The sequence below is a fragment of the Gammaproteobacteria bacterium genome, from assembly GCA_029882975.1.
GTDB lineage: Bacteria > Pseudomonadota > Gammaproteobacteria > SZUA-152 > SZUA-152 > JAJDNG01.
In genome coordinates, this window is the sequence record JAOUJW010000004.1 from 25186 (window position 1) to 49729 (window position 24544).

Sequence of the window (24544 nt, forward strand, 5' to 3'; positions counted from 1 at the left end):
ATGACTAATGCGTCGCTTTGGTTGGAACGAATAAGGCAACTTCAATTGCCTCAGACCCTACGTATCATGAATGTGTGTGGGGGGCATGAGCGGGCCATTACCATGGCGGGCTTGCGGTCTGTACTGCCGAAAACAATACAGCTGATACCGGGGCCGGGGTGTCCTGTCTGTATTTGTCCGGAAGAAGATATTTATGATGCGATTCAACTGGCTTTGCATCAGGAAATAATTTTATTGGCGTTTGGTGACATGTTACGTGTACCAGTCAACGTACCCAAAGGTCAGTGTCGATCCTTGGAACAAGCCAAAGCCGCCGGGGCCAGGATCCAACCCATTGCTTCTCCCATGGAAGCCTTGAGCGTTGCAAGTCACAATCCGGGTATGGAAGTGGTGTTTTTCGCAGCCGGTTTTGAAACCACCATGGCTCCGGTGGCCGCTATGTTGTGTGCCGGTGCGCCGGATAATTTAACGGTACTATTATCCGGCCGTCTCACCTGGCCCGCCGTGTCAATGTTGTTACAATCGGGAAGGTCGGGATTCGACGCATTAATTGCCCCCGGACATGTCGCAACAGTGATGGGAGCCCAGGAATGGGATTTTGTTTCGCGCCAGTACGGTATTGCCAGTGCGGTTGCCGGTTTTTCTCCGGAAAGTTTATTGGCCGGTTTTTACAGCTGCTTGCGTCAGATCCAAGCAGGGCGACCCATGCTGGACAACTGTTATGCAGAGGTGGTGAGTGCGCATGGCAATGTCAAAGCGCAACATATTTTGTATCAGGTGATGGCGGTTAAGGATGCCAATTGGCGCGGTGTAGGAACTATTTCCCGTTCCGGGTTTTGTCTGCAAAAAGCCTATGAGCACTTCGACGCCAGAATTCGTTTCCGCAACTATTTGCAGCGTCTATACGCCGACGACGACTGTGGTATGCGCCGCCGCGCCGGGCAAATGCCTCCGGGTTGCGATTGTGCTCGAGTGGTGCTGGGTCAAATTGCCCCCAACCAATGCCGCTTGTACGCAAAGGCCTGCCGTCCCGGTAGCCCGGTAGGCCCGTGTATGGTATCCGACGAAGGCGCCTGTCGTATCTGGTGGAGCGGTGGTGTGAGAGAAACAGCTCCGACGGATTTGCCGGAGGTATCTGCATGACTGTCTCCGAACCGTTGTGTGCCAGATTCACGCTGCTGAACGGGCATGTGCAGGGGGTGGGTTTTCGGCCTTTTGTCTACCGTTTGGCACGGCGTTACGGTGTTAACGGTTGGGTAGAAAATCGCATGGGGCAGGTTGCCATTCATGCGGAGGCCAGTGCACGTATCTTGAAAAGTTTTCATCGCCATTTACTCAGCGATGCACCATACCATGCACGAGCAAACATTTGCAGCAGCCGGCAGGTACGACTTGAGCGATTTGATTCGTTCAGCATTCGAGCCAGCCGGGTTACCCAGTCCCCGGATATTGGTATTGTACCGGATTTGCCTTTATGTGAAGACTGCTTGGGTGAGCTGTACAATCCTCACGACCGCCGCTATCTCTATCCGTTTATTAACTGTACCAATTGCGGTCCTCGCTATACTCTGATTCGGGATTTGCCCTACGATCGCTGCAATACCACCATGGACGCGTTTGCTTTGTGCGAATTCTGTCAACGGGAATACCTTGATCCCATGCAGCGACGGTATCATGCCGAACCTATTGCCTGTCCTCAATGTGGGCCGCATATCGAGTTCGCGGTTAAGGATTCGGTTTTTCCTCTTGTAGGCCGCCGGGATCATGCATTGGGTCAGTGCATAGAGGCCTTTAACCAAGGGAAAACGGTTGCGGTTAAGGGAGTAGGTGGTTACCACCTCATGTGTGATGCCCGTAATGATCGTGCGGTGCAATCATTGCGAGAGCGCAAACCCAGACCGGACAAACCCTTGGCTGTGATGCTGCTACCGCAGCAGCTTTCGGCTCACGTTACGGTAACTGCGGTAGAGAGTCAGTGTTTACTGGGAATCTCCCGACCTATTGTGCTGGTACAAAAAGCGTCATGCAGTGGGCTTTCCAAATATATTGCTCCCGGCTTGGAAACGGTGGGGCTTATGTTGCCCTACAGTCCCCTGCATTACTTGCTGTTGCAGCAGTTTGGCGGCCCTTTGGTGGCTACATCGGCCAATCTTAGTGGTGAGCCTGTTATTACTGAAAATCTCCAGGTGGAAAAGTTGTTGGGCAGTGTCTGCGATGCCTGTTTGCATCACAATCGCCCTATTCAAAGACCGGCGGATGATCCGGTGTATTGCGTGATTGATAAAAAACCCAGACCGATTCGTCTGGGGCGAGGTAACACACCACTGGAATTGGATCTTCCTTTTCATCTGGATCAGGTGGTGTTAGCTGTGGGAGGACACAGTAAAAACACTATTGCTTTGGCATGGGGACGGCGGGCACTCATTTCTCCGCACATCGGTGATTTGAGTTCAGTTCGAAGTATGGAGGTGTTTCAACAAACCATAACCGAGCTGCAACGTCTATATCACGTTGATGCGGAGATAGTCGTGTGTGACGCACACCCGGGCTATGCCAGTCACCGATGGGCGAAAAACAGCGGATTGCCGGTTCAATCCGTGTATCACCACCACTCCCATGCAGCTCAATTGGCCGGCGAGTTTGCAGCGGAATCGCGTTGGTTGATTTTTACCTGGGATGGTGTCGGCTTGGGAGAAGACACCGCCTTATGGGGTGGGGAAGCTTTGTTAGGCGAGCCGGGTGCGTGGCAGCGCGTAGGTTCAATTAAACCTTTTTATCTGCCCGGAGGTGACAAAGCGGCACGGCAACCCTGGCGTAGTGCCGCATCGCTGTGTTGGGAAGCCGGGTTAACGTGGCGTAATCACACGGACGTGGGGTTAGCTTATGAAGCCTGGCAACGAAAGCTTAACTGTCCTCAGAGCAGCGCGGTGGGACGATTGTTTGATGCGGCTGCCGCCTTGCTGGGATTGGTGCAAGATGCGAGCTATGAAGCACAAGCACCTATGCTGCTGGAAAACCTGGCGCGACAAGGCCGGGGGCAGGCGCTACACCTGCCGTTGCATCATTGCGGCGGTCTATTCCAGACGGATTGGCGCCCCTTATTACCTCTATTGATGGATGAGTCCATCGCTCCGGCGGACCGGGCGCGCAGTTTTCATGAATCCCTGGGGATGTCGATCGTGGCGCAAGCCTTAGCGGTGCGTCGCCAGGGAGGTGAGTTTGCAGTGGGTTTAAGCGGTGGTGTGTTTCAGAATCGTTTGTTAACTGAACTGACTTTGCGCTTGTTACGGGAGCAGGGTTTCCGTTGTTATCTGCCGGAGCAGGTGCCGTTGAATGATGCCGGATTGAGCTTTGGTCAAATTGTGGAACTCAATGGATTATGGCTACAGGCAAGGCGTAAGCAGTACGATGCTGCAGAGGGGGGAGAATGACCCGTATCAGTCTGGCGCACGGAAATGGTGGTCGGCATATGCGGCAACTTATTGAGGAGGTGTTTGCTGCGGTGTTGCATAACCCGGTGTTAGCCACGGACGCAGATGCGGTTGGCCTGCCGGATATTCAGGGTAGCGTGATGATGACTGTTGATGGGTTTACAGTACAGCCCTTGGAATTCCCCGGGGGTGATATTGGAACCCTGGCGGTATACGGAACGGTAAATGATTTGGCAGTGGCCGGTGCCAGACCAAAGTATTTGAGTTTGTCCGTTATTATTGAAGAGGGACTGGAACTGGTGTTGTTACAGCGTGTGTTGCAATCCATGGCTCAAGCGGCGGTGCAAAGCGGTGTGATGATTGCGTGTGGCGATACCAAGGTGGTGCCTCGTGGGCAGGCAGGAGGTTTGTATTTAAGCACGGCGGGTATAGGTACGCGCATTCCGGGTTCGTGCCTGGGAATGAACAATATACGTGACGGGGACAGCATATTGGTCAGTGGTCCGGTAGGCGATCATGGTACCGCCATAATGTTGGCGCGAGAACAGTTTGGTTTGAGCGGTGATGTACGCTCCGATTGTGCCAATGTACTGCCGCTGTGCGAAACACTGATTTCGTTACCCGGATTACGTTTCATGCGAGATCCTACACGAGGTGGTTTGGCTACGGTGCTGCATGAAATCCAGAAAGGCACCGGCTTGGGGATGCAGCTTCAGCAATCAGCCATACCCGTCCATGAGTCGGTTAGCGCGGTTTGCGAAATTTTAGGATACGACCCCTTGTACCTTGCCTGCGAAGGTCGTGTCGTGGCGGTTGTTGCAGCGACAAGCGCGGCTACGGCGCTAAACTTGTGGCGTGAGTTACCTCAGGGCGAATCCGCGCAAATTATTGGGACCATAGACTCGAATTCTCATCATGTCAGATTAATCACCACTTTAGGGGGTGAGCGGTTTCTCGAAGAACTGGAGGATGATCCTTTGCCGAGGATATGTTGAACGTGAATTGGGAGCAGCGGTTATGGCGGATCAATCAAATACGACTAAGCAGATGCATGAGAACGCATCGCCCGGGGAATCGGATCCAACGAAGCCATCCGTAACCAATCCATTGTCTACCACTATCCAAATAAGTTCCACCCTGACAAATCCGACCTCTACAAATAGTCAAGGAACTGCGCTGACGGACAATACTGACTTGAGTGTGGAGCAGGCCATCAATCGCGTCTTGTTGGCTGAACGTGAAGCTGAGCAAATTGTCCGCGATTGCTATCTGAAATCGCAGCAGAATCTGGAACAGTCGCGTCGACAGGCCAATGTTATTGCCGCCAGGGCCGGTGCCCGGATTAGTTGGGTGCACCAACGTTGCCGTCGCGCTGTCACTGATGCGAAAACGCAGATCAAACATCAAAGGGGGGAGCTTCAGGATCCCGCTTTATCCGTGGACGAACAAGTACTAACTCGGGTGACTCAGGTCATTGCCGAGCTTCTGAGTACCCCAGGCAAAACCGGCTGGAAATCATGAACCCGCCTGCAAAATACGCGTATGTTCAAAGCCGTTTGTATGCAAGGCAGGGTATGCGACCCGATGAAACGGTATGGCGACAATTGCAGGCGCAAACGGATTTGTCGGTGTATTTATTGAGTGCGAGAAAAACGGTACTCAGGCCCTGGGTATTGGCACTGCATGCCGGTGATCCTGCTCACGTTATGGAATCGGCCTTGCTTAATCAATACAAGTACTATGTTGAACAACTTGCCCGTTGGATACCTGTCTGGAGAGATGCTGTACTCTGGGTGTGCGTACTCACCGAAATACCCTCTGTGCAGTTCTTGCTGGATGGACGGACCGCTCCACAATGGATGCTGAACCAGTCGGATTTGCAAGCGGCCGGGAGCGTCACCATGGACAAAAGAATCGAAGCATTGAGTCACTTGCCATTTCGCCCTTTGTTAGAAGGGTGGCAGGGCGGAATGACACTAACTCAGGCCTGGCTATACCACTGGTACGACCTTATGCCGCAGCTCGATAGCCGAAGTAATGAGGGGGTTCAAGCATTCGTTAATGTGTTGCAGGAACACAAGGAGCATTTTGCGCAATCCGACCCTGCACAAGCAGGGTCCGTACGAGAGGCGTTGTTCAAACAACTGACGCATATGTTTCATCGATACACTTTTCAGCCGGTTGCGCTATTTATACATTTAGCGCTGGTTGCGGCTGATTTGGAACGGCTGCGCGGTGATATTGTGTCCCGAAGTTTGTTCGCACATATCAAGGAACACTTATGAGTTTGCGTTCCACTTCAACGCGTTGGTTTGAGATTTTGGTGGCAAAAGAGGACTTGCTCAAGGTGGTTGACGCGTTGGCTAGAAGCGGCAAGGTACAATTGGAAATCACCAGTGAAATAACCCGCCATGCAGCGATTCCGGACTTGCGCGACCGTATGGAGGAATACAATCGTCTGGCCAGACGTTATCAGCTTTACTGGCCGGCTCAGGACCTGTACCCAACGGAGGTCCCTGGGGAGATTGGTGAACGTATGGATCAAGCCTTGAAAACACTGCGTATCTGGACGCAAGATGCCGAGGCATTGATTGCGCAACTGGAACAGCTGGAGAACGAGCAAACGGAGTTGAACCTGTTAAATCAGATGCTTCAGGTTTGGCAACAATCTCAAGGCTTGAGCCATTCCAAAGAGGGTAGTGGAAACAGGCTGGATTTTGGTTTACTGGCTAAAGCCGGCCCAAGCCTTAGAGCAAGATTGTATGTCTTGCCTGCGCAAACACATCTCAGTCATTTACCGCCGGCGGTGCTGTCAGTCAGGGCAAAGTCGCCAACTCGCTTATTTCTTCTTGCGGTTGGGAGTGAAGAGAATATGGAGTCGCTGCAAAGAGATATGCTGCTTAACAAAGGAAGAGCCGTAGTGCTGCCGAATTGGCTACACGGGGGCGGGGAGCAGGTAATGGAGCAGATTCAACAACGGTTTTTGGATATTACAGCCAAGATAGAAAGTCTGAATAGCCGCTTGGTTTCTGTGGCGCAAGAACATCAATTGCGGGAAACTTTGGGTAACATTCGACAAATTGAATGGTTTATAACTCATATTACCAGTTTACCGGTATCTGAAAACTTCGCTTGGATTACGGGGTGGACCAGCGATGTCAGTGAGAATGAAATCCACAGAATTCTGGAACAATTGTCGGTTCGAGCGGTAGTTCATTACCCGCAGCCGCCACAAGATCTGCAGGCTCCGATGGTAATGCGTAATCCTCGTTGGTCCAAACCTTTTGAAATATTTGCGGCTTTGATTGGTACTCCCGGTGAAAATGAATTGGATCCTTCAATGCTGGTCGCCCTGATGGTTCCCGTTCTGTTTGGATATATGTTCGGGGATGTCGGGCATGGTGTAGTGCTATTTTTGATTGGTGTATTTTTTCAAAAGCAGTATCCGGTCATTAAAATGTTGATTCCCTGTGGTTTGGTTTCAATGCTGTTTGGTTTTGCGTTTGGCAGTGTGTTCGCCTTTGAAGGATGGATCGAGCCCCTGTGGGTCAGTCCGGTGCATGAACCGTTGTTGGTCTTATTCGTACCCCTGGGGGGCGGTATAGCAATTCTTTTAATCGGTTTGATGTTGAACGGAATTCAATCCTATTGGCGTGGTGAAATGCGTCGCTGGCTATTGGTGGAAGCTGCAGTGGTGTTTATGTATTTAAGTGCACTGGCGTCATTTGTTAATGATTCAGCGGCCTGGTTCTTTGTCGTCAGTGCGGTATGGTATTTTTCGGGTAGTGTGATTGTAGCGACAACTGCTGTATTAAAAACTCTGGCAACTGCAGTGGGCCAATTGCTGGAAAGTATGTTCCAACTCATTATCAATACCGTGTCCTTTATTCGTGTAGGTGCTTTTGCATTGGCTCATGCCGGATTGTCAGTGGCGGTTATCGTGTTGATGCAGATCGTCGATAACAGTTTATTTGCCGCAATGATCGCTGTGATAGGGAATATTTTTATCATTGTTCTGGAAGGGTTGGTGGTTTCAATACAAACTACCCGTTTGGTTCTGTTTGAATTCTTTATTCGGTTTTTACGTGGCAGCGGCCGCTTGTTTCAGCCTTTGAGAGCGCCGTTACATCACGTTGATAAATCAGCAGGAGAAAAGCATGAAATCAAATAGAGTGATCATCGTGTTAAGCGTCATTGTCGGATTGTTGGCGACGCTGCTGATGGTGTTTCTGTGGGTGGGGCCGGTGTTTTCTCAGGAAACAACTGCACATGGGACGGCGCCCATGGATCCCGACATTGTCAAGTGGGGTTTCCTGGCTGCGGCGCTGTCCACTGCATTGGCGGCACTGGGGGCCGGTTACGCGGTGGCAGCAGTAGGTAGTGCTGCCATAGGTGCATTAGCGGAAAAACCGGAATTGTTTGGCAGAGTAATGATCTTTGTGGGATTGGCGGAAGGGATTGCCATCTATGGGCTCATTATTTCTATTCTGATTTTGAATCGGGTGCTGTAATGCCGGCTCCGGTATATATAGGCGATGAAATCAGTGCAGCGGGTTTCCGTTTAGCAGGGGTACGGATTCGCACGCCAAAAAGTGAGGACGTGGCTCAAACCCTGGCATGGGCCTGCGACAACGCATCCCTGGTGATGTTAAGTGAAACCATGGCGATGCAGCTGACGGAGGCAGAACTACAGGGCTATCTTAGCAGACTTTATCCGCCGGTTGTAATGTTGCCCGAAATTCGTTCTTTGCAAAGTGGGTTCGACTTGTTATCTCAGCTCAGAAGTCGTTTAGGAGTATTGGAATGAACCGGAAGAAAGAGCCGCACCGATCTGTTCCCTCCAGTATTGTGGAGGCACAGATGATGCGCCTTATGGAAGTTGTGGAGACTTATCAGAACAAGCTTTGCCAGGAACGCATTGAGCAGGATACGGTAGAAGCGAGAGCGGTTATTTCCAAAGCGTATGAAACTGCAAGAGCACGCCTTAAAGAAGAAATTCGCAACAGTCGAGATTTCTTGAAATCCGAGTCGGCCCGAATTATGACCAAGCAGCTTAGAATTCGAAAACACCAGGAATACGCCACGGTTGCCCGGGTACTGGAAAGAGTGTGGGCCCTACTTCCCGGCGCGCTAATACAACGTTGGCAACAGGAACAAAGTCGACAACAATGGATTGATGCTGTAGTGCATACTGCGGCCAACAGCTTATTGTCTACTCAGTGGCTCATGCAGTTTGCTCCGGGTTTTCACTCTCAGGAACGTACGCATGTCAGTAAAACCGTTCTAAGTTTAACAGGTACAGAACCGCAGATTGAAGAAGTGGCAACTTTGCAGGCAGGTCTCATAATTCATGGGCATGGAGCCGGCGTGGATGGCAGCCTACAAGGTTTGTTGGCATCACGGCTGCAGATCGAAGCGCAGATTCTCGCTGTGTATCGGCAGAATATAGGTTTATAGCTGGAAATGAGATTTTATGATGGAACACTTTGACTCTGGCAAAAGACATTCCACCGTAGAAAACAAAGCGACCCTTCGCTGGATCAGCGGTCCTGTGTTGCGGGCGAACACAGATCTACCCTTTCATATCAATGAGGCGGTTTATGTAGGGGAGCACCAAATACTGGGTGAAGTGATTCGACTCCACAATGATGAAATTGTCGTGCAGTTGTATGAGGATACCACCGGCTTACGTCCTGGTGATGCGCTTGTGGGAAGCGGCTCGCCGCTGGCTGTAAAACTAGGGCCGGGTTTGTTGGGGAATATCTATGATGGATTGTTGCGACCCCTTGGGAATACAAAGAGATTTGTACGCAGAGGCATGTACCGGCAAACCAGTTTACATTTTGAGTTTGAAGCCAGAGTCGGTTTGGGTGAGAAACTGCAAAATGGAGCCATATTTGGTATGACCAGGGAGACGGGACGATTTCCACAGCGCTGTTTGCTTCCACCTGATGTGTGCGGTGAAGTTGTCAGTATAGCAAAAGCCGGTTCCTATGCGGATGATGCCGAAGTTTGCCGAATAAAAAATGTGGATGGATTGGAGCATAGTGTTAGCATGAGTCACCTTTGGCCGATTCGTAAGCCCCGTCCAGTGACTAAGCGAATAGCCACTTGGGGTCCACTGTTTACCGGGCAAAGAATTTTGGATTCCATATTTCCACTGGCTTGTGGTGGGCGTGCCGCCATGCCGGGAGGTTTCGGTACCGGCAAAACCGTATTACAGGAAACCCTCGCCAAATGGTGTGACGCCGACATTATCGTCTACGTCGGGTGCGGTGAGCGGGGTAATGAAATGGCCGGTGTGCTGGAGGATCTACCGAACTTGACAGACCCACGTACCGGTCGTTCATTGATGGAGCGTACGGTGATTATTGCCAATACATCCAATATGCCTGTCGCAGCTCGTGAAGCCAGTGTTTATACCGCGGTAACAGTCGCGGAATATTTTCGAGATCAGGGATTGCGGGTGGCGCTGATGGCAGATTCCACCAGCCGTTGGGCGGAGGCACTAAGAGAGGTTTCCGGGCGCCTGGGTGAAATACCCAGTGAGTCGGGGTATCCGGCTTATCTCAGTAGCCGGCTGGCGGATTTTTATGAACGAGCGGCGCATGTGAGAGCATTGTGCGGAAAAGTGGGTTCGGTGACATTGATTGGAGCCGTCAGTCCCCCCTCCGGTGATTTTTCAGAGCCGGTAACCACCCACACTAAGCGCTACGTTAGAGTGTTTTGGGTGTTGGATTCGGTTCGTGCCCAATCGCGGTTTTACCCAGCCATTCATCCACTACAGTCCTACTCCGGAGATGTGGAGGACCTGGAATCCTTTTGGACACAACACAATCATTCCCAGTGGTTGGTTCAAAGAAAGCAGTTTTTGACTTTGTTGGAGGAACAAACCCATTTGGAACGAATGGCGCGTATTGTGGGAGTCGACGCTCTGCCACCGCGCCAACAACATGTTCTCTTATGTGCCGATCTGGTCAATGAAGCTTTTTTACGTCAGTCCGCTTTTTCAGAAAAAGATCGTTATTGTTCGCCGGAACGACAAGTACTAATGATGCAGTTATTGAGTCGCTTCATTGAGCTTTCATCCAACGCGGTGCAACAGCAGGTGAGCATGGAGAGCATTCATTCTCTTCCTATATTGAGGCGCATTCGTCGAATGGGCGAGGAAATCGGAGAGGATGATTTGCCGGGCTTTGGTCTCTTGAACAACGAAATGGAAAGGGTGTTTTCACAACTAATGAGTCGCAGGGAATACGACCGGGAGGTTGCCGGCGACAATACTGTAAATACCCTGCCGCAACAGGAATCGTCCCATGAAGAGTGAAGTGTACAGCAGCAATACAGTGGAAAAAATTGATGGGCCATTGTTGTTTCTGAAACGCACTGTGGATGCCGGATTGAATGATGCGGTAGAAGTGATCGGAGATGATGGTCACCGTCGTTTGGGAAGGGTGGCGTCCCTGGATCATGAGCACTTGATCATAGAGGTTCTGGAGTCGACAACGGGTTTGTCCTTGCACAATATTCGGGTGCGGTTTGAAGGAGAGCCATTGCATTTTAATATTGGACCGGACATATTGGGGCGAGTTTTGGACGGGGTGGGTCGTCCCTTGGATCAGGGGCCTCCCATTTCCGCACAACAGAGATTGCGTATTGACGGCTTGCCAATCAATCCGGTGGCACGCAGAAAACCGACGGATTTTATCGAAACCGGTATATCTTCCATCGATTTACTCAACAGTTTGGTTCGAGGACAAAAGTTACCGATTTTCTCCGCCAGCGGACTACCCCATGATCGTATGGCGACTCAGATAGCCCAATATGCCCGATTGCGAGGTGAGGCTGCCGGTAGGTTTGCTGTTATTTTTACCGCCATCGGTGTTTCTCATGATGTTTCGGATCAGTTTCGAAAATCTATGGAAAACAGCGGCGCATTGGAACGCACGGTGTTATTTCTAAATTTGGCGTCTGATTCCAGTACCCAGAGGCTATTGGCGCCTCGTTATGCATTAACTGCCGCGGAGTATCTGGCATATTCCCTTGATATGCATGTTTTGGTCATTATGACCGACATGACTAATTATTGTGAAGCACTGCGGGAAGTTTCCAGCAGTCATGGCGAAGTACCGGGCCGTAAGGGTTATCCGGGGTATATGTATTCGGATTTGGCGGCAATCTTCGAGCGGGCCGGTTGCATTAAGGGGATATCCGGTACGCTGACTCAATTACCGATTTTGACCATGCCGGCAGATGATATTACCCACCCTATACCGGATCTCAGCGGTTACATTACCGAAGGCCAAATTGTTTTGGATAGAGAACTGGATCGACGCAATGTATTTCCGCCGGTCAAGGTATTGCCCAGTTTGTCGCGTTTGATGAAAGATGGCACCGGTAAAGGTTTTACCCACGCCGATCATGGAGCTTTGGCCAATCAATTGTACGCTTCTTTTGCACGTTCGGTGCATGTGCGTTTGCTTGCCAGTGTGATGGGTGAAGAAGGTCTGTCCGATACCGATCGACTGTATTTGGCGTTTGGAGAACAGTTTGAGATGGAGTTTATCAAACAGGAACAAGCCCGGTCCCTGGAACAAAGTATGGATTTGGGTTGGCGTTTATTGCAGACCATCCCCATCACTGAATTAACCCGCTTGAGTGACTCGCAGATTGACCGGTATATCCGCGGCAGGGAGGCGCAACATGCCACAACGGGATAGAGCGGCGACCCTGTCGGAAGTCATGGAACTACGTCGTGAGCAGCAGGTTGTACTGGAGGCATACGATTTTTTAGATGAAAAACGCTTACTATTGGCCGCTGAATTGCTGCGGCAAATGAAGCACTATGAACAATTACGTCAGCACTACGATATCAGCCGGGAGCAGGCGGAACTGGCATTGCTGCAATGTGTGAAGCGCCATGGCTTGCAGGGAACGGAGGTTTATCCCGCTGACTATTTGGAAGATGCCCGGGTTGAATTGGACAGGTTGCCATTCATTGGTATAACTCTGACACAAACTCGTTTGCTATTATCCCAAAGGGATTACCAAAAGGCCCAAAATCATCTCTCACCTGAGGCGGAGCATTGTACCGAAGTCTTTACCCGGTTAGTGCATCAAGCTTGTGTTCTTGCGGGCGTTTCAGGGAACCTCTATCGTTTAATGCAGGAGTACAGTCGCACCGAACGTCGCGCCAGGGCGTTGGAAAATGTAATTATTCCGGAAATGAAACAAGGGTTGCGTGAACTGCTGGGTGCGCTGGAGGAACAGGAGCAGGAAGAAATTGTCCGGGCGCATTTTTATCGGAACTAAGCGGCGGTGGTCAAACGGCTGACGACTCCCTTGACTAAAATCAATTACAAATTGTAGGTTTGGTTTACACTTATAATAGTGTGCATATGAGCAATCAATGTGCACAGTAGGGTTGTTATACTTGGCAAACCGATTTATTGAAGGGTGTGGTGTGTTATGAGTACCCTGGTACTCGGGATCGGCAACACATTACTGGCGGACGAAGGCGTCGGTGTTCATGCTGTGCGCTACCTGGAAAGTCTTCCCACTTGTCCGAAACATATTCATTGTGTGGATGGTGGAACCCTCAGTTTTACTTTGGCGGAAGCCGTAGCCACACACGAGCAACTCATTGTGCTCGATGCTGCGCAACTGCAGCAACAACCCGGTAACCATAAAACATTCATAGGTGAAGAGATCGATCGATTTCTTAACCAATGCAGCCATCGTAGTGTTCATGATCTCAGCCTGCTGGATATGTTTGACGTGTTGCGGCTGACCAACCGAATGCCTGAAAAAAGAGCGTTAGTGGGAATTCAGCCTGCTGTCATTGACTGGAGCGAAAAATTGAGTGGGGTGCTGCAGGAGGCATTACCCGCTGCGGTGAATTCGGTTATTAAACTGGTAAAGTATTGGCAGCAATAGCAGGGAAAAAATAAGGACAAAATAAGGACAAAAGGGTCAACAAAGAGTGCAAGGATATCGTGGAGCGATTAAATGGCAACAACATACCCCCCCGGATTGACCATTCACGAGACCACCGTTCCCGTATATTCACCTTGGATTCAATCGTTGTTACAGGAGATTACTCGGGCATTGCAGTCGTTGCTGGATCTGCGAGTAACCCACTGTATTGACCTCACGCATTTACCACTAACACCAAATGATAGGCAGGTGCTGCAGCAAATTCTGGGCGAGGGTGAGGTGCGCGTGGATATTGGTGTGTTGGGTAAAACGGCCATTCTGGAAACGGCCGTATCCGGGGTATGGTGGGTGCGCCACTATGAGCCTGGCGGAGGTTTGGTATCAGAATTACTGGAAATGGCACTGGTACCGGAAATTGTCGAAACCCAACTTATGGATGTGCAGGAGTCATTAACGAAACTGCATTCTGGTGTTTGCAGTTAGTCGGCCGTACACATATTCCTGAGCTGAACGAGCGGAGGATAACATATGTCCAATCTCACCATAGCGGAAATTCTCCGGAATCAGGGTGTATCGCGTCGGGCTTTCTTGAAATTTTGTGTCACCATGGCCGGACTTATGTCTTTGCCTCCGAGTATGGCGCCGGCCATTGCCAAAGCGTTAGGACAGACCAGAAGACCATCGGTTATTTGGTTGTCGTTTCAAGAATGCACTGGCTGTACCGAATCCCTAACCCGCTCTAACAAACCTTCCGTGGAGAACCTGATTTTAAATGCAGTATCCCTGGATTACCACCATACTCTTCAAGCCGCTGCCGGTACGGCAGCAGAGCAAGCCAGAACCAAGGCCATGGCAGAGGCTTATGGAAAATATTTACTCATTGTTGATGGCGCCATACCCACCAAAGACGGCGGTGTGTATTCTACCATCGCCGGTATAACGAATATGCAAATGCTAAGTGAGGTGGCCGCCGGAGCCGCTGCCATCGTTGCAGTGGGAACCTGCGCCGCATTTGGCGGTTTGCCTCACGCAAGCCCGAATCCTACCGGGGCGGTACCGGTCACACATTTAGTAAAAAATAAGCCAATTATTAACGTGCCAGGTTGTCCTCCCATACCGGTAGTGATTACCGGGGTGTTGGCGCACTATCTGACATTTGGAACCATACCGCCCTTGGATAAGTTGCATCGACCCATTTCTTTCTATGGTGATACCATCCACGACCGATGTTACCGGCGCCCCTTTTACGATCAAGGGAAGTTTGCCAAGACCTTTGATGATGAGGGCGCCCGAAAAGGATGGTGTTTGTACGAGTTAGGCTGCCGTGGCCCGGTGACACACAATGCTTGCGCCACCAGCAAGTGGAACAATGGCGTTAGTTTTCCTATCCAATCCGGGCATCCCTGTTTAGGTTGCTCGGAACCGGATTTTTGGGACATGGGCAGATTTTACCAACCCTTGGCTCAGCCGGGTACACCGTTAAGCAAAATAGCGTTAGCTGCGGTGGCAGGTGGAGCGGCGATCGGCGGGGCCTATGGTGTTTATGACCGCCACAAGCGCAACAAACATTTGCAGACACATGAAAAAGTGACGGTCGCAGCTTTGGAGGAAAAACCATGAGCGGACTTGAGTGGCTCATGTGGTTACGTGGACCAGGCCTAAAGTGGGCTTTAGTAATTTTTTTAGCTGGGCTGGTATACCGGGTCATTCGCATTATCAGCAGTGGTAAAAGTCGCGATTTGTCTGTGCCGCGCCAACCGTATCTTATGCAAGGCCTGTTATGCATTGTGAGACGTTCTATTTTTCATCCCGGCATGACCCACCGTGGATATTTTACTTTAATCAGTGGTTACACCTTTCATATAGGATTGTTGTTGGCCGTATTTTTTCTGCAGCAACACATCCTGGTTTTCAAAAGTATTTTGCACGTATCCTGGCCGGCATTGCCACCGTTTGCTGTTGATGTGGCTACCTTGGTGAGTATAACCGCCCTGTTTGCCATTCTAATTCATCGAATATTGGATCCGGTGGTTCGCGCATTGACAAATTATCAGGATATCCTGGCCTGGATTTTAACCGTGCTGCCACTGCTTACCGGGTTTGCCTTAATGCATCCTATGGGAATTTCCTATACCGCGGCCATGGTGTTGCATTTAGCCAGCGTTGAGATGCTTCTCGTTGTAATTCCTTTTACCAAATTGACCCATATGGTTACCTTGTTTGTATCGCGTTGGTATAACGGTGCCCTGGGTGGGTATAGGGGAGTAAAAACATGAACACCAACCCGGCAGTTCATACTCTGATTGAACAAATAGACAGTCCCGTGGCCAGCTTCTTTAGCAGTTGCACACACTGTGGTATGTGTGCCGATGCTTGTATGTTTTATACCGAAACTCAAAACCCACTGTATACCCCGATACGAAAACTGGAGTTGATGCGCAAGGTGTGGTGGCAGGAGTATACCTTTTGGGGGAAAGTGTTTAAGGCCTTGGGATTGAGTCGGGCGGTCAACGATGAGGATCTGCGGCGTTGGGAACCACTGGTTTATGATAGTTGCACTTTGTGTGGTCGTTGCTCTCTGGTATGTCCCATGGGAAATGATATTGTCTATATGTTGCGAAAAATGCGAGAAGCAATGGCCGCATCAGGTTACGTCCCTTCAGATTTAAAACATAGTGTAAAAAATACCTTGGACAAGGGCAGCCCCATGGGCGTAACGCCACAAACTTTAAAAGCACAAGTGGTTCACATAGAGCGGGAAACGGGTCGGTCCATTCCTCAGGATCAAAAGGGTGCGCAATACCTTTTATTGCTGTCTTCGGCTGAGGTAGCTCAGTTCCCGGAATTTCTGTCATCCGTAGCCTTGATATTCCAACGAGCAGGGGTGAGCTGGACCTTGAGCTCTACTTGTTTTGAAGCCACCAATGCTGCATTGCATATGGGTTCCAGTGATCTGGCGGCACAGATATTACAACGCATTGTGGCAGAGGCCGAGAGGCTGCAGGTGCAAACGGTGATAAGTCCGGAATGCGGTCATGCCTATATGGCTTTGCGTTGGGAGGGTCCCAATTTGTTGGGAAGATCCTTTCCTTTTGAGGTGAAACATATCCTGGAGGTTTTATCTCAGTTGCAAGACGAAGGTAAGTTGCTCACTCATACCAGGGAATCGGGGCGTTTGACTTTTCATGATCCTTGTCAGCTGGCACGCAGGGGAGGTATTAATCAGGAACCGCGTAAATTGTTGCAGCAGGTGGCGGAAAACTTTGTTGAAATGGAAGACCACGGTACTTTTAACTGGTGTTGCGGTGGCGGTGGTGGTGTGGGTGTCAATGAACGGGCGAAGACCTTGCGTTTGGTGGCTTTTAACCGTAAGCGAAAACAGTTGGAGCCGATGAATGTTGATAGAGTAGTAACTGCTTGTTCCAACTGCCGCAATATGTTGGAAGATGGATTGGAGTACTATCACATGGACAACATACAAGTGACTGGCTTGACCGAAATTATCGCCGCTCAGATAAAACGCGACGACGTGACAGTAACACGTGGAGAGTAACCATGAGCGAACGTATAGTGGTGGACCCCATAACCCGAATTGAAGGTCACTTACGTATTGAAGCCCGCAGCGATGCGGGAACCATTACCGAGGCGTGGTCTTCCGGTACGATGGTTCGGGGTATTGAGATTATTCTGAAAGGAAGGGATCCGCGCGATGCCTGGGCTTTTACGCAACGGTTTTGCGGTGTGTGCACTTTGGTACACGGTATGGCTTCTATTAGGGCAGTAGAAAATGCCTTAAACTATAGCATACCTGGAAATGCACAGCTGATACGTAACTTAATGATAGCTGCCCAGTTTGTGCACGATCATGTCATGCATTTCTATCATTTGCATGCCTTAGATTGGGTTGACGTGGTATCTGCCTTAAAAGCCGATCCCGCAGCCACTTCCAGTTTGGCGCAAACGGTCAGTCCGGCATACCCCAAATCCTCACCGGGATACTTTGCAGATACTCAGAAAACACTCAAAACTTTCGTGGAAAGTGGGCAACTCGGCATATTTGCCAATGGTTATTGGGGCCATCCGGCGTACAAGTTACCGCCGGAAGCAAACCTGATGGCAGTGGCGCACTATCTGGAGGCCTTGCAGTGGCAGCGCAATGTGGTGCAATTGCATACGATCTTGGGTGGAAAAAATCCTCATCCCAATTTTGTTGTCGGCGGTTCACCCACCGCGATTAGTATTAATGCTCCTGTTGCAGACAGTGGCGAACTCGCCGGTGCGGATGCAACAGCGTTAAATCAAAACGGCCTACAGGAAATGCAAAATGTCATAGACAATATGCGCAGTTTTGTGGATCAGGTATATGTGCCCGATACTTTGGCAATTGCAGGTTTTTACAAAGACTGGGGTGCAATAGGGGAAGGGACGGGTAACTTTCTGTGTTATGGCGACTTTCCTTTGGGTGGCACGGATGAGCTGGACAAGTTGCTGATACCTCGCGGCGCCATTCTGAATCGAGATTTAACTACAGTGTATCCCGTGGACCTCAATGATACGGAACAGGTTCATGAATATGTCGCCAGGTCATGGTATGACTACAGTGCAGGTAAGGAAAAGCCCTTGCATCCTTATGTGGGAGAAACCCAGCTGAAATACGACGGGCCTATTCCCCCGTATGAATTTCTGGATACAGACAAATCCTATTCTTGGTTAAAGGCGCCTCGCTGGCGCGGTAAACCGATGGAGGTGGGGCCCCTGGCGCGGGTGTTGACGCTATATGCCACGGGACACGATGCCACACGGGAGTTGGTGAACCGGACCTTAAAAACATTAGACATTCCCGTGAGTGCCTTGTTTTCCACCCTGGGTCGAACGGCTGCACGTACCTTGGAAACCAAAATTATTGGAGATGCTATGCAATCCTGGTTGGATCAGCTGATATCAAATATCAAAGGGGGAGATTTAAGAACCTTTAACGAACAATATTGGGACCCATCCACATGGCCGAGTGAAGCAAAGGGCGCGGGTTACACGGAAGCGCCCAGGGGTGCGTTGGCCCATTGGGTCGTAATCAAGGATGGTAAAATTGACAACTATCAAGCCGTGGTTCCCAGCACCTGGAACGCCGGTCCCAGAGATGCTTTGGGGCAGCCGGGTCCGTATGAAGCGGCTTTGGTTGGGCATAAGCTATACGATGTAAAGCAGCCATTGGAAATTCTACGCACAATACATAGTTTTGATCCGTGCATTGCCTGTGCCGTACATATTAGTGATCCGCAAGGGCAGGAACTTATGCGGCTAAAGGTGATGTGACGGATAAAGGAGCCGTTATGGAAAATTGGAGAGTTACCGGGTGGATTCGTAAACTCGTGGTGTTCATAAGCGTTGGAGTTTACAGTCCGGCGATTTGGGCACATGCGGGTGTACATGATATGAGTGTAGGGTTGAGTTCCTTGCGTGAAATTATACTGCAACGTTTAACTCACCCGGATTATCTATTGGGTTTGCTTGCTTCGCTATGTTTGTTGGCAACTGTTGCACAGGTATTTATGTTGCTGAGAAACGCAGGATTGCATGTAAACGAAACCGAGAAACGTGAGTCATAAAACGATTGCGAGGTTGTTATGCATACGAGTATTCCGCATCATAGTCATCATCATTCAACCATTCACGATTACTTACTGGCTACCCGACCGCACTTTTTCATAGCGCCGCTTATGCCTTTGTTGTTAGGAACCGCTTTGGCGTATCAACAATTGGGAACGATTAATGTTTCCGTGTTTTTGCTGGCCATACTGGCAGTTGTTTGTGTGAACGCTGCCGTCAATGTGTACAATGATGTTTGCGATGAGATCAATGGTTCGGATCAGGCCAATAGAGAGTTTATTGCGCCTTTTACCGGTGGTTCCCGTGTGATTCAAGAACACATCCTCAGTCTGTCTCAAATGCAGTATTGGGCCGCGGCATTGCTTCTCACGGCCTGCGTGGTTGGGGGTATTTTGGTTTTTTACAAAGGAATCATTGTTTTGTTTTTTGGCCTGGCGGGTCTTTTGATTGGTTTGGGGCATTCCGACCCCAGGATCAATCTGGCAGGTCTGGGGCTAGGGGAGGTGGCCGTGGCAGTAGCCGTCGGCATACTTCCCGTGGTGGGAGCTGCATGGCTGCAAACAGGGCAATTTTCCGGGGAAATATTGCTACTGGCTGTCCCGGCAGGATTGTGGGTGGCGAATGTGCTATTGATCAATAGTATACCGGATATGCAGGCGGATGCCGAACACGGTAAACGAACTTTAGCAGTGAGGTACGGGGTGAAGTTCAGTGCCAAATTGTATACGGCGTCAAATTTGCTGGCATTGACCTTTGTTCTTTTTGCTGTGGGGAACGGTTCCTTGCCCATAGTTGCGCTACTTTTCCCGGTGTTGTTGCTGCCATTAAGCTTTTATGTGTCCGCCTGTATTCGTTCCTGGTATGTCAAAGCCAAGTGCATGCCGGTCGCAATAAAGTCATCCATTGGAATAATGATTGTAAACCTGCTTTGGCTCACGTTCTGTGCCGCGAGTATGGTTTGATGCTGAGTCCATCGGGAAAATGTTGACTCTTTCGAAAATCAAAGGCCGAATTGTCTGCCTGCTCTTTGGCGCGGCAGCGATGTTGATTATTGTAGTCGGAACACATCAGGTTATGGAATATACCAGTGCCAACGATTTTTGTTTGAATTGTCACGAGATGCAAACGGCTTATAAGGAGTATGTGCAATCACCACATTATTCCAATCGCAGTGGTGTTGTGGCGGCGTGTCATCAGTGCCACTTGCCTCAGACTTATCCTGCCAAATTGTTGGCGAAGTTCTCCAAGATTACCGAGGTTTATTACCATATGTTAGGCCGTATCGATACAACGGAAAAATATGAAGGCAAACGTGCAGCCATGGCTGAAAAAGTCTGGTCGCAGTTGCGTCGCAACGGTTCGAAACCGTGTACTTTGTGCCATAATTATGAAAGCATGCTTGCCGCAAAACAGGGGTTACATGCTCGTAAAGCTCATGCACGCGCCATGGACAGTGGCGGGGAAAAATCCTGCGTTGATTGTCATCGTGGAGTGGCTCACGGTCTGCCCAAAACCACGGATTCGGCCAGGAAAAATGGGATAGCTGGCTTGTGTTTGAGCTGTCATCAACAGCGCCACTTGTTTTCGCCGTCTCACCCAACTGTGGAGACTATGGATTTGGTTAGCTGTCTTGCCTGCCATAGGCAGATGAATCATGCGCGAGAAAATTTTAAACAGTTTATGCATACCAGCCACAGAGATTTGTTGGATTGTAAAGTTTGTCATGAGTCCGGTGTTAATTGAGAAAAGGAGATTGCTATGAAACAGCTTATCACCCTGCTGATGGTATCCGTTTTCTTCGCGTTCGGTTCTTCGGTAATTGCGGTACCTCAAGGTATGAATGTGGAGTTTGTCAAAAGTCCAATGGGAAAAGTAACCTTTAAGGGTGACAGTCATGCGGGTAAAGGTATTACTTGCGAGAAATGCCATCCTGTCCTGTTCCAGATGAAAAAGGGTACTACACAAATTAAACTGACAGATCATGAAGCAGGTACGAAATTTTGTTTTTCTTGTCATAATGGCAAACCCGCTTTTGCCCCTAAAGACAATTGTAACAAGTGCCATCAGGCGGCAAAATAGAGCTACTGTAGTGTGACCGTTTGATTGGTTTTTGGGGTGGTGACTTTTTGGGGTTTTGCGATGGGTAGGCGAACGCTGAAACAGCTGCCGGCTCCGAGTTGGCTGCTTACGGATATAGTGCCTTGCATCAGAGCAACGTAACTTTTACTGATTGTTAATCCCAAGCCGGTGCCATCATAGCGCCGGGAATCGCTGCCATCAATTTGCTGAAACGCTTCGAAAATGCGTTGTTGGTTTTCTTCGTCCATGCCAATACCGGTGTCGATGACTTCAATAAGTAATTCCCTGGGGCTTGCTTGGGCCAACAGGCAACGAATGGTTATGGTACCTTTTTCAGTGAATTTGATGGCATTGCTCACCAAGTTGAGCAATATTTGATGCAGCTTTACTCGGTCGCTGTACAAGGATTTTGGTGCATCTTGGATTTCGATGATGAGTTTAAGGTTCTTGACTCCGGCCATGGGTTCTACAGATTTTAATAACTCTTCCAGTAATGTTTGCAACTCAAAGGTTTCATTGTACAAACTGAGTTTGCCGGCTTCGACTTTGGACAAATTGAGAATGTCGTTAATTAGTCCCAATAGGTGTTTGGCGCTGGAATACACCATAGCCAGTTGTCGGGATTGTTCCTCAGTCACCGGTCCGGTCATGCCATCTTGAATAATTGCGGTAAAGCCGATAATGGAGTTTAGCGGCGTACGCAATTCATGGCTCACATTGGCAAGGAATTCGGATTTGGTTCGCGACGCCTCGGTCGCTTGGTCGCGGGCAACGATCAATTCCTGCGTGCGTTGATTTACCAGTTCTTCCAGGTTTTCCCGGTAGTTGCTCAGTTCTTTTTCGTTTCGCTTGCGTTCCGTAATGTCAATAAAAGTTACAACCGCGCCGCTGATGTTTTTATCTTCATAAATTGGGAATGACCAATACTCCGCAGGAAAACACGTTCCGTCGCGATGCCACAGAACTTCTTTGTCGGAATGGGTACCTGTTCCCCGGCTCAGTGTTAAATAGATATGAGATTCTTTAAATGCAACAGCCCGACCGTTGGTGTCGCTATGGTGTGCCAATTGATGCATATATTGGCCAAGCAGTTGTTGCGTGGATTGAAACCCCAGTAGTTTAGCACATGCGGGGTTGGCAAAGGTACATAGCCCGTTGGTGTCTATCCCGTAGATGGCTTCTGCGGTTGAGTTCAATAATATTCGAACTCTCGCCTCGCTGTATTGTAAAGCGTCCTCCCGCTCCTTGATCGCCTGGCTCATGGATTGTACGGAAGCGGCTAGGAAAGACAGCTCATCCTGTTCAGCATCTTTTAGGTTCAGGTCTACAGTATCCTTGCTTAGCGATTTAATGCTGTTGACCAGACTATCTACAGGGGAGGAGACAAAGCGGCGCAGAAAGAGATAACCGATCGGTGCCAATATAAACACAATAAAGAACACGGCCAGCCACATGGCTTTGGAAAACAGCTCGATAGTCGATGTCAGGGATTCGTTTTTGACTCCTATGGATAGCAATACAGTCTCACCGGAGTCCAATGGCAGCCGGGTGGAGCCGGTGAAGAAATTGTTAATATTTTCTGTATACCATTGCGGCGTTGTTTTTGTGGAAATGGTTAGCAACGGTATGTTGTGCTGTTCTGCGGTCTGCAGTCTTGGGTTGCCGCTGGATTCTCCACCAGGTAATTTAATGAAATACTCCAGTTTATATCTTTGCATGACACTGTTGAAAAATTCCTCATCCAGGGTGTCTACCAAGTGAATCCAGCCGACGATTCCTCCCTGGTTAGATTGAGTAATGGGTGTCAAACTTTCAATATGCAGGGTATTGTTTGCAACAAACAAACGCGCACGGGGTTTAGAGGGTATACGAATGAGTTCAGATATAGTGATGGCGGAATTTGGGTACGAGGCGAGGGTAAATGTGCCGCTTTCTTTTTGTGTATGAAGAAATTTCAATTCACCTCTGTCATAGCTTGAATGGTATAGATGGATGCCGGCGCCCTTGGTATGGTTGTCACCGCTGGAGGTTTTCGTTGCCAGGGTCACCAAGCCGGCATGCTCGTTTTGTATGAAAACATGTTCAATGTTATTTGATTGGATGAGTCGACCGCTTTCACGGGCGATGCGACTTTTTTCTACATCGAAAAGTATGGCCTGGTAGTTGTTGCGGTCTTCGTATTTGTTGATCATATTCATCGAAGCGATCAGCTCAGAACGAGAGGCAAAAATTGCGGCCACGTCTTTGGTTTGCTCCATGCGATTGGCTATTTGTTCCTGCAGGGAAATATAGGCTTGAGTGATATATCGAGATGCGTTACTGCTATACAACTCCGTGAGCATGTATCGAAACAAAAGGCCAATAAGCAAAAGGGATAGGAGCAAAGAGCCGGACCAAAACAATAGCAGTTTATTGTTAAGTTTGTTGAGGTTTAGTAGAGGCATTAATGGGCTCTTGTGTGGATATTTTCAGATTAGAATATGGGTTTTACTTTATCCACATTGGATTTTTCCACCATGATCGAAGCGATGGGGATATGCTTGGGAACCGGCATCCCGTTTAATATTCGCAGGGCAAATACGGCGCCCTCTTTGCCTCCCGTAGGGTAGGTAAAGGACGAGTCCTGTTCTCCTGCACGGATGGCTTGGCGGGCTTCTTCGATATAGTCGATACCTATGATGCAAATATTTTTTGTAGCGATACCCGCCTGTGACAATGCCATACGGGCACCGGTGGCCATGCTGTCACTGTGTGAGTAAATGGCATCAAACTGAATGTTTGAATGGATTATTTCTTCCATGGCTTGAATGGCGTCGGCACGCAAATAGTTTGCGGTTTTCTCTGCGACAATGTTTAATCCCGGGTAGGCCAACAGTCCGTTTTTAAATCCCAAACTGCGTTCTATCGTCGGAGTTGCCGTGGGGATTCCTCCCAGCATTATGATACGGCCCTTGCCTTTGAGCCGGGTGGCTATTCGTTTTGCCGCGAGCTCGCCAATGGCCATATTGTCCGGGCCAATAAACGTGGTGTAAAGGTCGCCGTTGATGCGCCGATCCAATAGAATGACAGGAATCCCTTTTTTGTAGGTTTCTGCAACGATCGGTGTCAGGGCGTAGGCGTCTTTCGGGCTGGTAATCAAGAGGTCAATACCCTTCTTGACCAGGGTTTCAATATCCAATATTTGTTTTGCTGTTTGGCCCTGTGCGTCCGTCGCGATGAAGCGGATTTTGGAATGCTTTGCCAATTCTTGTTCCACATCTTTGACTTGTTGGATACGCCAGTCATTACTCATGGTGTCTTGGGCAAAACCAATGATGAATTGTTTTTCTGATGCTTGCAGTGGCCCGGTTATCAATCCGAGCGTTAGAATTTTCCATAAAATAATAATACGGATCAATACGTTAGCTGGCACGTCCATAGTTTCATCCTGAAGTCGGTTTTTGGCCAATTCTGCCGGGGGACAGCGAACTTTGCAAAAAGCCGTCCATCAT

The 24544-nt window shown here is 49.5% G+C and carries 24 protein-coding genes; 22 read left to right on the top strand and 2 right to left on the bottom strand.

What is annotated here, in order from left to right:
- The 22 genes from hypD to OEY58_04335 all read left to right on the top strand — a co-directional run bounded on the left by hypD (window position 1) and on the right by OEY58_04335 (window position 21053).
- Window positions 1-1143 (top strand): hydrogenase formation protein HypD, encoded by a 1143-nt coding sequence (gene hypD / locus OEY58_04230; GenBank protein ID MDH5324650.1) that lies wholly within the window; start codon window positions 1-3, stop codon window positions 1141-1143.
- Window positions 1140-3431: a carbamoyltransferase HypF gene (gene hypF, locus OEY58_04235; protein MDH5324651.1), complete on the top strand. Its 2292-nt coding sequence runs from the start codon at window positions 1140-1142 to the stop codon at window positions 3429-3431. Before hypD ends, hypF begins: the two co-directional genes overlap by 4 nt.
- Window positions 3428-4426: a hydrogenase expression/formation protein HypE gene (hypE, locus tag OEY58_04240; protein ID MDH5324652.1), complete on the top strand. Its 999-nt coding sequence runs from the start codon at window positions 3428-3430 to the stop codon at window positions 4424-4426. Before hypF ends, hypE begins: the two co-directional genes overlap by 4 nt.
- A gap of 22 nt (window positions 4427-4448) precedes the next feature.
- On the top strand, window positions 4449-4952 hold the full coding sequence (locus OEY58_04245) for a hypothetical protein (protein MDH5324653.1): 504 nt from the start codon (window positions 4449-4451) through the stop codon (window positions 4950-4952).
- Window positions 4949-5716, top strand: a complete 768-nt coding sequence (locus tag OEY58_04250; protein MDH5324654.1) for a hypothetical protein — start codon at window positions 4949-4951, stop codon at window positions 5714-5716. The genes OEY58_04245 and OEY58_04250 overlap by 4 nt, the downstream gene beginning before the upstream one ends.
- Complete coding sequence (locus tag OEY58_04255) at window positions 5713-7602, top strand: hypothetical protein (protein MDH5324655.1); 1890 nt, start codon at window positions 5713-5715, stop codon at window positions 7600-7602. The genes OEY58_04250 and OEY58_04255 overlap by 4 nt, the downstream gene beginning before the upstream one ends.
- Entirely contained in the window at window positions 7589-7942 is a 354-nt protein-coding gene (locus OEY58_04260) for an ATP synthase subunit C (protein MDH5324656.1), read from the top strand. Before OEY58_04255 ends, OEY58_04260 begins: the two co-directional genes overlap by 14 nt.
- A complete protein-coding gene (locus OEY58_04265) occupies window positions 7942-8238 on the top strand; it encodes a V-type ATP synthase subunit F (protein MDH5324657.1) in 297 nt (98 codons plus the stop codon). Before OEY58_04260 ends, OEY58_04265 begins: the two co-directional genes overlap by 1 nt.
- Window positions 8235-8888: a hypothetical protein gene (locus OEY58_04270; GenBank protein MDH5324658.1), complete on the top strand. Its 654-nt coding sequence runs from the start codon at window positions 8235-8237 to the stop codon at window positions 8886-8888. The genes OEY58_04265 and OEY58_04270 overlap by 4 nt, the downstream gene beginning before the upstream one ends.
- Before the next feature lie 16 nt (window positions 8889-8904).
- Complete coding sequence (locus tag OEY58_04275; GenBank protein MDH5324659.1) at window positions 8905-10758, top strand: V-type ATP synthase subunit A; 1854 nt, start codon at window positions 8905-8907, stop codon at window positions 10756-10758.
- Window positions 10748-12151 carry a V-type ATP synthase subunit B gene (locus tag OEY58_04280; GenBank protein ID MDH5324660.1) on the top strand — a complete coding sequence of 468 codons (1404 nt, stop codon included), beginning with the start codon at window positions 10748-10750 and terminating at the stop codon, window positions 12149-12151. Before OEY58_04275 ends, OEY58_04280 begins: the two co-directional genes overlap by 11 nt.
- On the top strand, window positions 12135-12743 hold the full coding sequence (locus tag OEY58_04285; GenBank protein ID MDH5324661.1) for a V-type ATP synthase subunit D: 609 nt from the start codon (window positions 12135-12137) through the stop codon (window positions 12741-12743). Before OEY58_04280 ends, OEY58_04285 begins: the two co-directional genes overlap by 17 nt.
- A 156-nt stretch (window positions 12744-12899) precedes the next feature.
- Window positions 12900-13367 carry a HyaD/HybD family hydrogenase maturation endopeptidase gene (locus tag OEY58_04290; protein MDH5324662.1) on the top strand — a complete coding sequence of 156 codons (468 nt, stop codon included), beginning with the start codon at window positions 12900-12902 and terminating at the stop codon, window positions 13365-13367.
- A 72-nt stretch (window positions 13368-13439) separates the two neighbouring features.
- Complete coding sequence (locus OEY58_04295; protein MDH5324663.1) at window positions 13440-13850, top strand: hydrogenase expression/formation protein; 411 nt, start codon at window positions 13440-13442, stop codon at window positions 13848-13850.
- Between the two features lie 45 nt (window positions 13851-13895).
- Entirely contained in the window at window positions 13896-14987 is a 1092-nt protein-coding gene (locus tag OEY58_04300) for a hydrogenase small subunit (GenBank protein ID MDH5324664.1), read from the top strand.
- Window positions 14984-15643: a hypothetical protein gene (locus tag OEY58_04305; GenBank protein MDH5324665.1), complete on the top strand. Its 660-nt coding sequence runs from the start codon at window positions 14984-14986 to the stop codon at window positions 15641-15643. The genes OEY58_04300 and OEY58_04305 overlap by 4 nt, the downstream gene beginning before the upstream one ends.
- On the top strand, window positions 15640-16920 hold the full coding sequence (locus OEY58_04310; protein ID MDH5324666.1) for a (Fe-S)-binding protein: 1281 nt from the start codon (window positions 15640-15642) through the stop codon (window positions 16918-16920). Before OEY58_04305 ends, OEY58_04310 begins: the two co-directional genes overlap by 4 nt.
- 2 nt (window positions 16921-16922) lie before the next feature.
- Complete coding sequence (locus OEY58_04315) at window positions 16923-18680, top strand: nickel-dependent hydrogenase large subunit (GenBank protein MDH5324667.1); 1758 nt, start codon at window positions 16923-16925, stop codon at window positions 18678-18680.
- 17 nt (window positions 18681-18697) lie between these two features.
- Window positions 18698-18973 (top strand): hypothetical protein, encoded by a 276-nt coding sequence (locus tag OEY58_04320; GenBank protein ID MDH5324668.1) that lies wholly within the window; start codon window positions 18698-18700, stop codon window positions 18971-18973.
- Between the two features lie 18 nt (window positions 18974-18991).
- Entirely contained in the window at window positions 18992-19936 is a 945-nt protein-coding gene (locus tag OEY58_04325) for a prenyltransferase (GenBank protein MDH5324669.1), read from the top strand.
- A gap of 19 nt (window positions 19937-19955) precedes the next feature.
- Window positions 19956-20717, top strand: a complete 762-nt coding sequence (locus OEY58_04330; protein ID MDH5324670.1) for a NapC/NirT family cytochrome c — start codon at window positions 19956-19958, stop codon at window positions 20715-20717.
- Between the two features lie 15 nt (window positions 20718-20732).
- Complete coding sequence (locus OEY58_04335) at window positions 20733-21053, top strand: cytochrome C (GenBank protein ID MDH5324671.1); 321 nt, start codon at window positions 20733-20735, stop codon at window positions 21051-21053.
- A gap of 2 nt (window positions 21054-21055) precedes the next feature.
- On the opposite strand, the gene OEY58_04340 is transcribed toward OEY58_04335, so the two are convergent.
- Together OEY58_04340 and OEY58_04345 are read right to left on the bottom strand one after the other, a co-directional pair.
- Window positions 21056-23497: an ATP-binding protein gene (locus OEY58_04340; protein MDH5324672.1), complete on the bottom strand. Its 2442-nt coding sequence runs from the start codon at window positions 23495-23497 to the stop codon at window positions 21056-21058.
- 29 nt (window positions 23498-23526) lie between these two features.
- A complete protein-coding gene (locus OEY58_04345) occupies window positions 23527-24471 on the bottom strand; it encodes a substrate-binding domain-containing protein (GenBank protein MDH5324673.1) in 945 nt (314 codons plus the stop codon).
- Window positions 24472-24544 lie beyond the last annotated feature (73 nt).

Excerpts from the sequence above, each read along its gene's own strand:
- OEY58_04245 (MDH5324653.1), top strand. The coding sequence starts at position 4,449 with ATGGCGGATCAATCAAATACGACTAAGCAGATGCATGAGAACGCATCG.
- OEY58_04265 (MDH5324657.1), top strand. The coding sequence starts at position 7,942 with ATGCCGGCTCCGGTATATATAGGCGATGAAATCAGTGCAGCGGGTTTC.
- OEY58_04305 (MDH5324665.1), top strand. The coding sequence starts at position 14,984 with ATGAGCGGACTTGAGTGGCTCATGTGGTTACGTGGACCAGGCCTAAAG.
- OEY58_04325 (MDH5324669.1), top strand. The coding sequence starts at position 18,992 with ATGCATACGAGTATTCCGCATCATAGTCATCATCATTCAACCATTCAC.
- hypD (MDH5324650.1), top strand. The coding sequence starts at position 1 with ATGACTAATGCGTCGCTTTGGTTGGAACGAATAAGGCAACTTCAATTG.
- OEY58_04255 (MDH5324655.1), top strand. The coding sequence starts at position 5,713 with ATGAGTTTGCGTTCCACTTCAACGCGTTGGTTTGAGATTTTGGTGGCA.
- OEY58_04295 (MDH5324663.1), top strand. The coding sequence starts at position 13,440 with ATGGCAACAACATACCCCCCCGGATTGACCATTCACGAGACCACCGTT.
- OEY58_04275 (MDH5324659.1), top strand. The coding sequence starts at position 8,905 with ATGATGGAACACTTTGACTCTGGCAAAAGACATTCCACCGTAGAAAAC.
- OEY58_04250 (MDH5324654.1), top strand. The coding sequence starts at position 4,949 with ATGAACCCGCCTGCAAAATACGCGTATGTTCAAAGCCGTTTGTATGCA.
- OEY58_04310 (MDH5324666.1), top strand. The coding sequence starts at position 15,640 with ATGAACACCAACCCGGCAGTTCATACTCTGATTGAACAAATAGACAGT.
- OEY58_04260 (MDH5324656.1), top strand. The coding sequence starts at position 7,589 with ATGAAATCAAATAGAGTGATCATCGTGTTAAGCGTCATTGTCGGATTG.
- OEY58_04335 (MDH5324671.1), top strand. The coding sequence starts at position 20,733 with ATGAAACAGCTTATCACCCTGCTGATGGTATCCGTTTTCTTCGCGTTC.
- OEY58_04320 (MDH5324668.1), top strand. The coding sequence starts at position 18,698 with ATGGAAAATTGGAGAGTTACCGGGTGGATTCGTAAACTCGTGGTGTTC.
- OEY58_04290 (MDH5324662.1), top strand. The coding sequence starts at position 12,900 with ATGAGTACCCTGGTACTCGGGATCGGCAACACATTACTGGCGGACGAA.
- OEY58_04300 (MDH5324664.1), top strand. The coding sequence starts at position 13,896 with ATGTCCAATCTCACCATAGCGGAAATTCTCCGGAATCAGGGTGTATCG.
- OEY58_04270 (MDH5324658.1), top strand. The coding sequence starts at position 8,235 with ATGAACCGGAAGAAAGAGCCGCACCGATCTGTTCCCTCCAGTATTGTG.
- OEY58_04330 (MDH5324670.1), top strand. The coding sequence starts at position 19,956 with ATGTTGACTCTTTCGAAAATCAAAGGCCGAATTGTCTGCCTGCTCTTT.
- hypE (MDH5324652.1), top strand. The coding sequence starts at position 3,428 with ATGACCCGTATCAGTCTGGCGCACGGAAATGGTGGTCGGCATATGCGG.
- OEY58_04315 (MDH5324667.1), top strand. The coding sequence starts at position 16,923 with ATGAGCGAACGTATAGTGGTGGACCCCATAACCCGAATTGAAGGTCAC.
- OEY58_04345 (MDH5324673.1), bottom strand. The coding sequence starts at position 24,471 with ATGGACGTGCCAGCTAACGTATTGATCCGTATTATTATTTTATGGAAA.
- hypF (MDH5324651.1), top strand. The coding sequence starts at position 1,140 with ATGACTGTCTCCGAACCGTTGTGTGCCAGATTCACGCTGCTGAACGGG.
- OEY58_04340 (MDH5324672.1), bottom strand. The coding sequence starts at position 23,497 with ATGCCTCTACTAAACCTCAACAAACTTAACAATAAACTGCTATTGTTT.
- OEY58_04285 (MDH5324661.1), top strand. The coding sequence starts at position 12,135 with ATGCCACAACGGGATAGAGCGGCGACCCTGTCGGAAGTCATGGAACTA.
- OEY58_04280 (MDH5324660.1), top strand. The coding sequence starts at position 10,748 with ATGAAGAGTGAAGTGTACAGCAGCAATACAGTGGAAAAAATTGATGGG.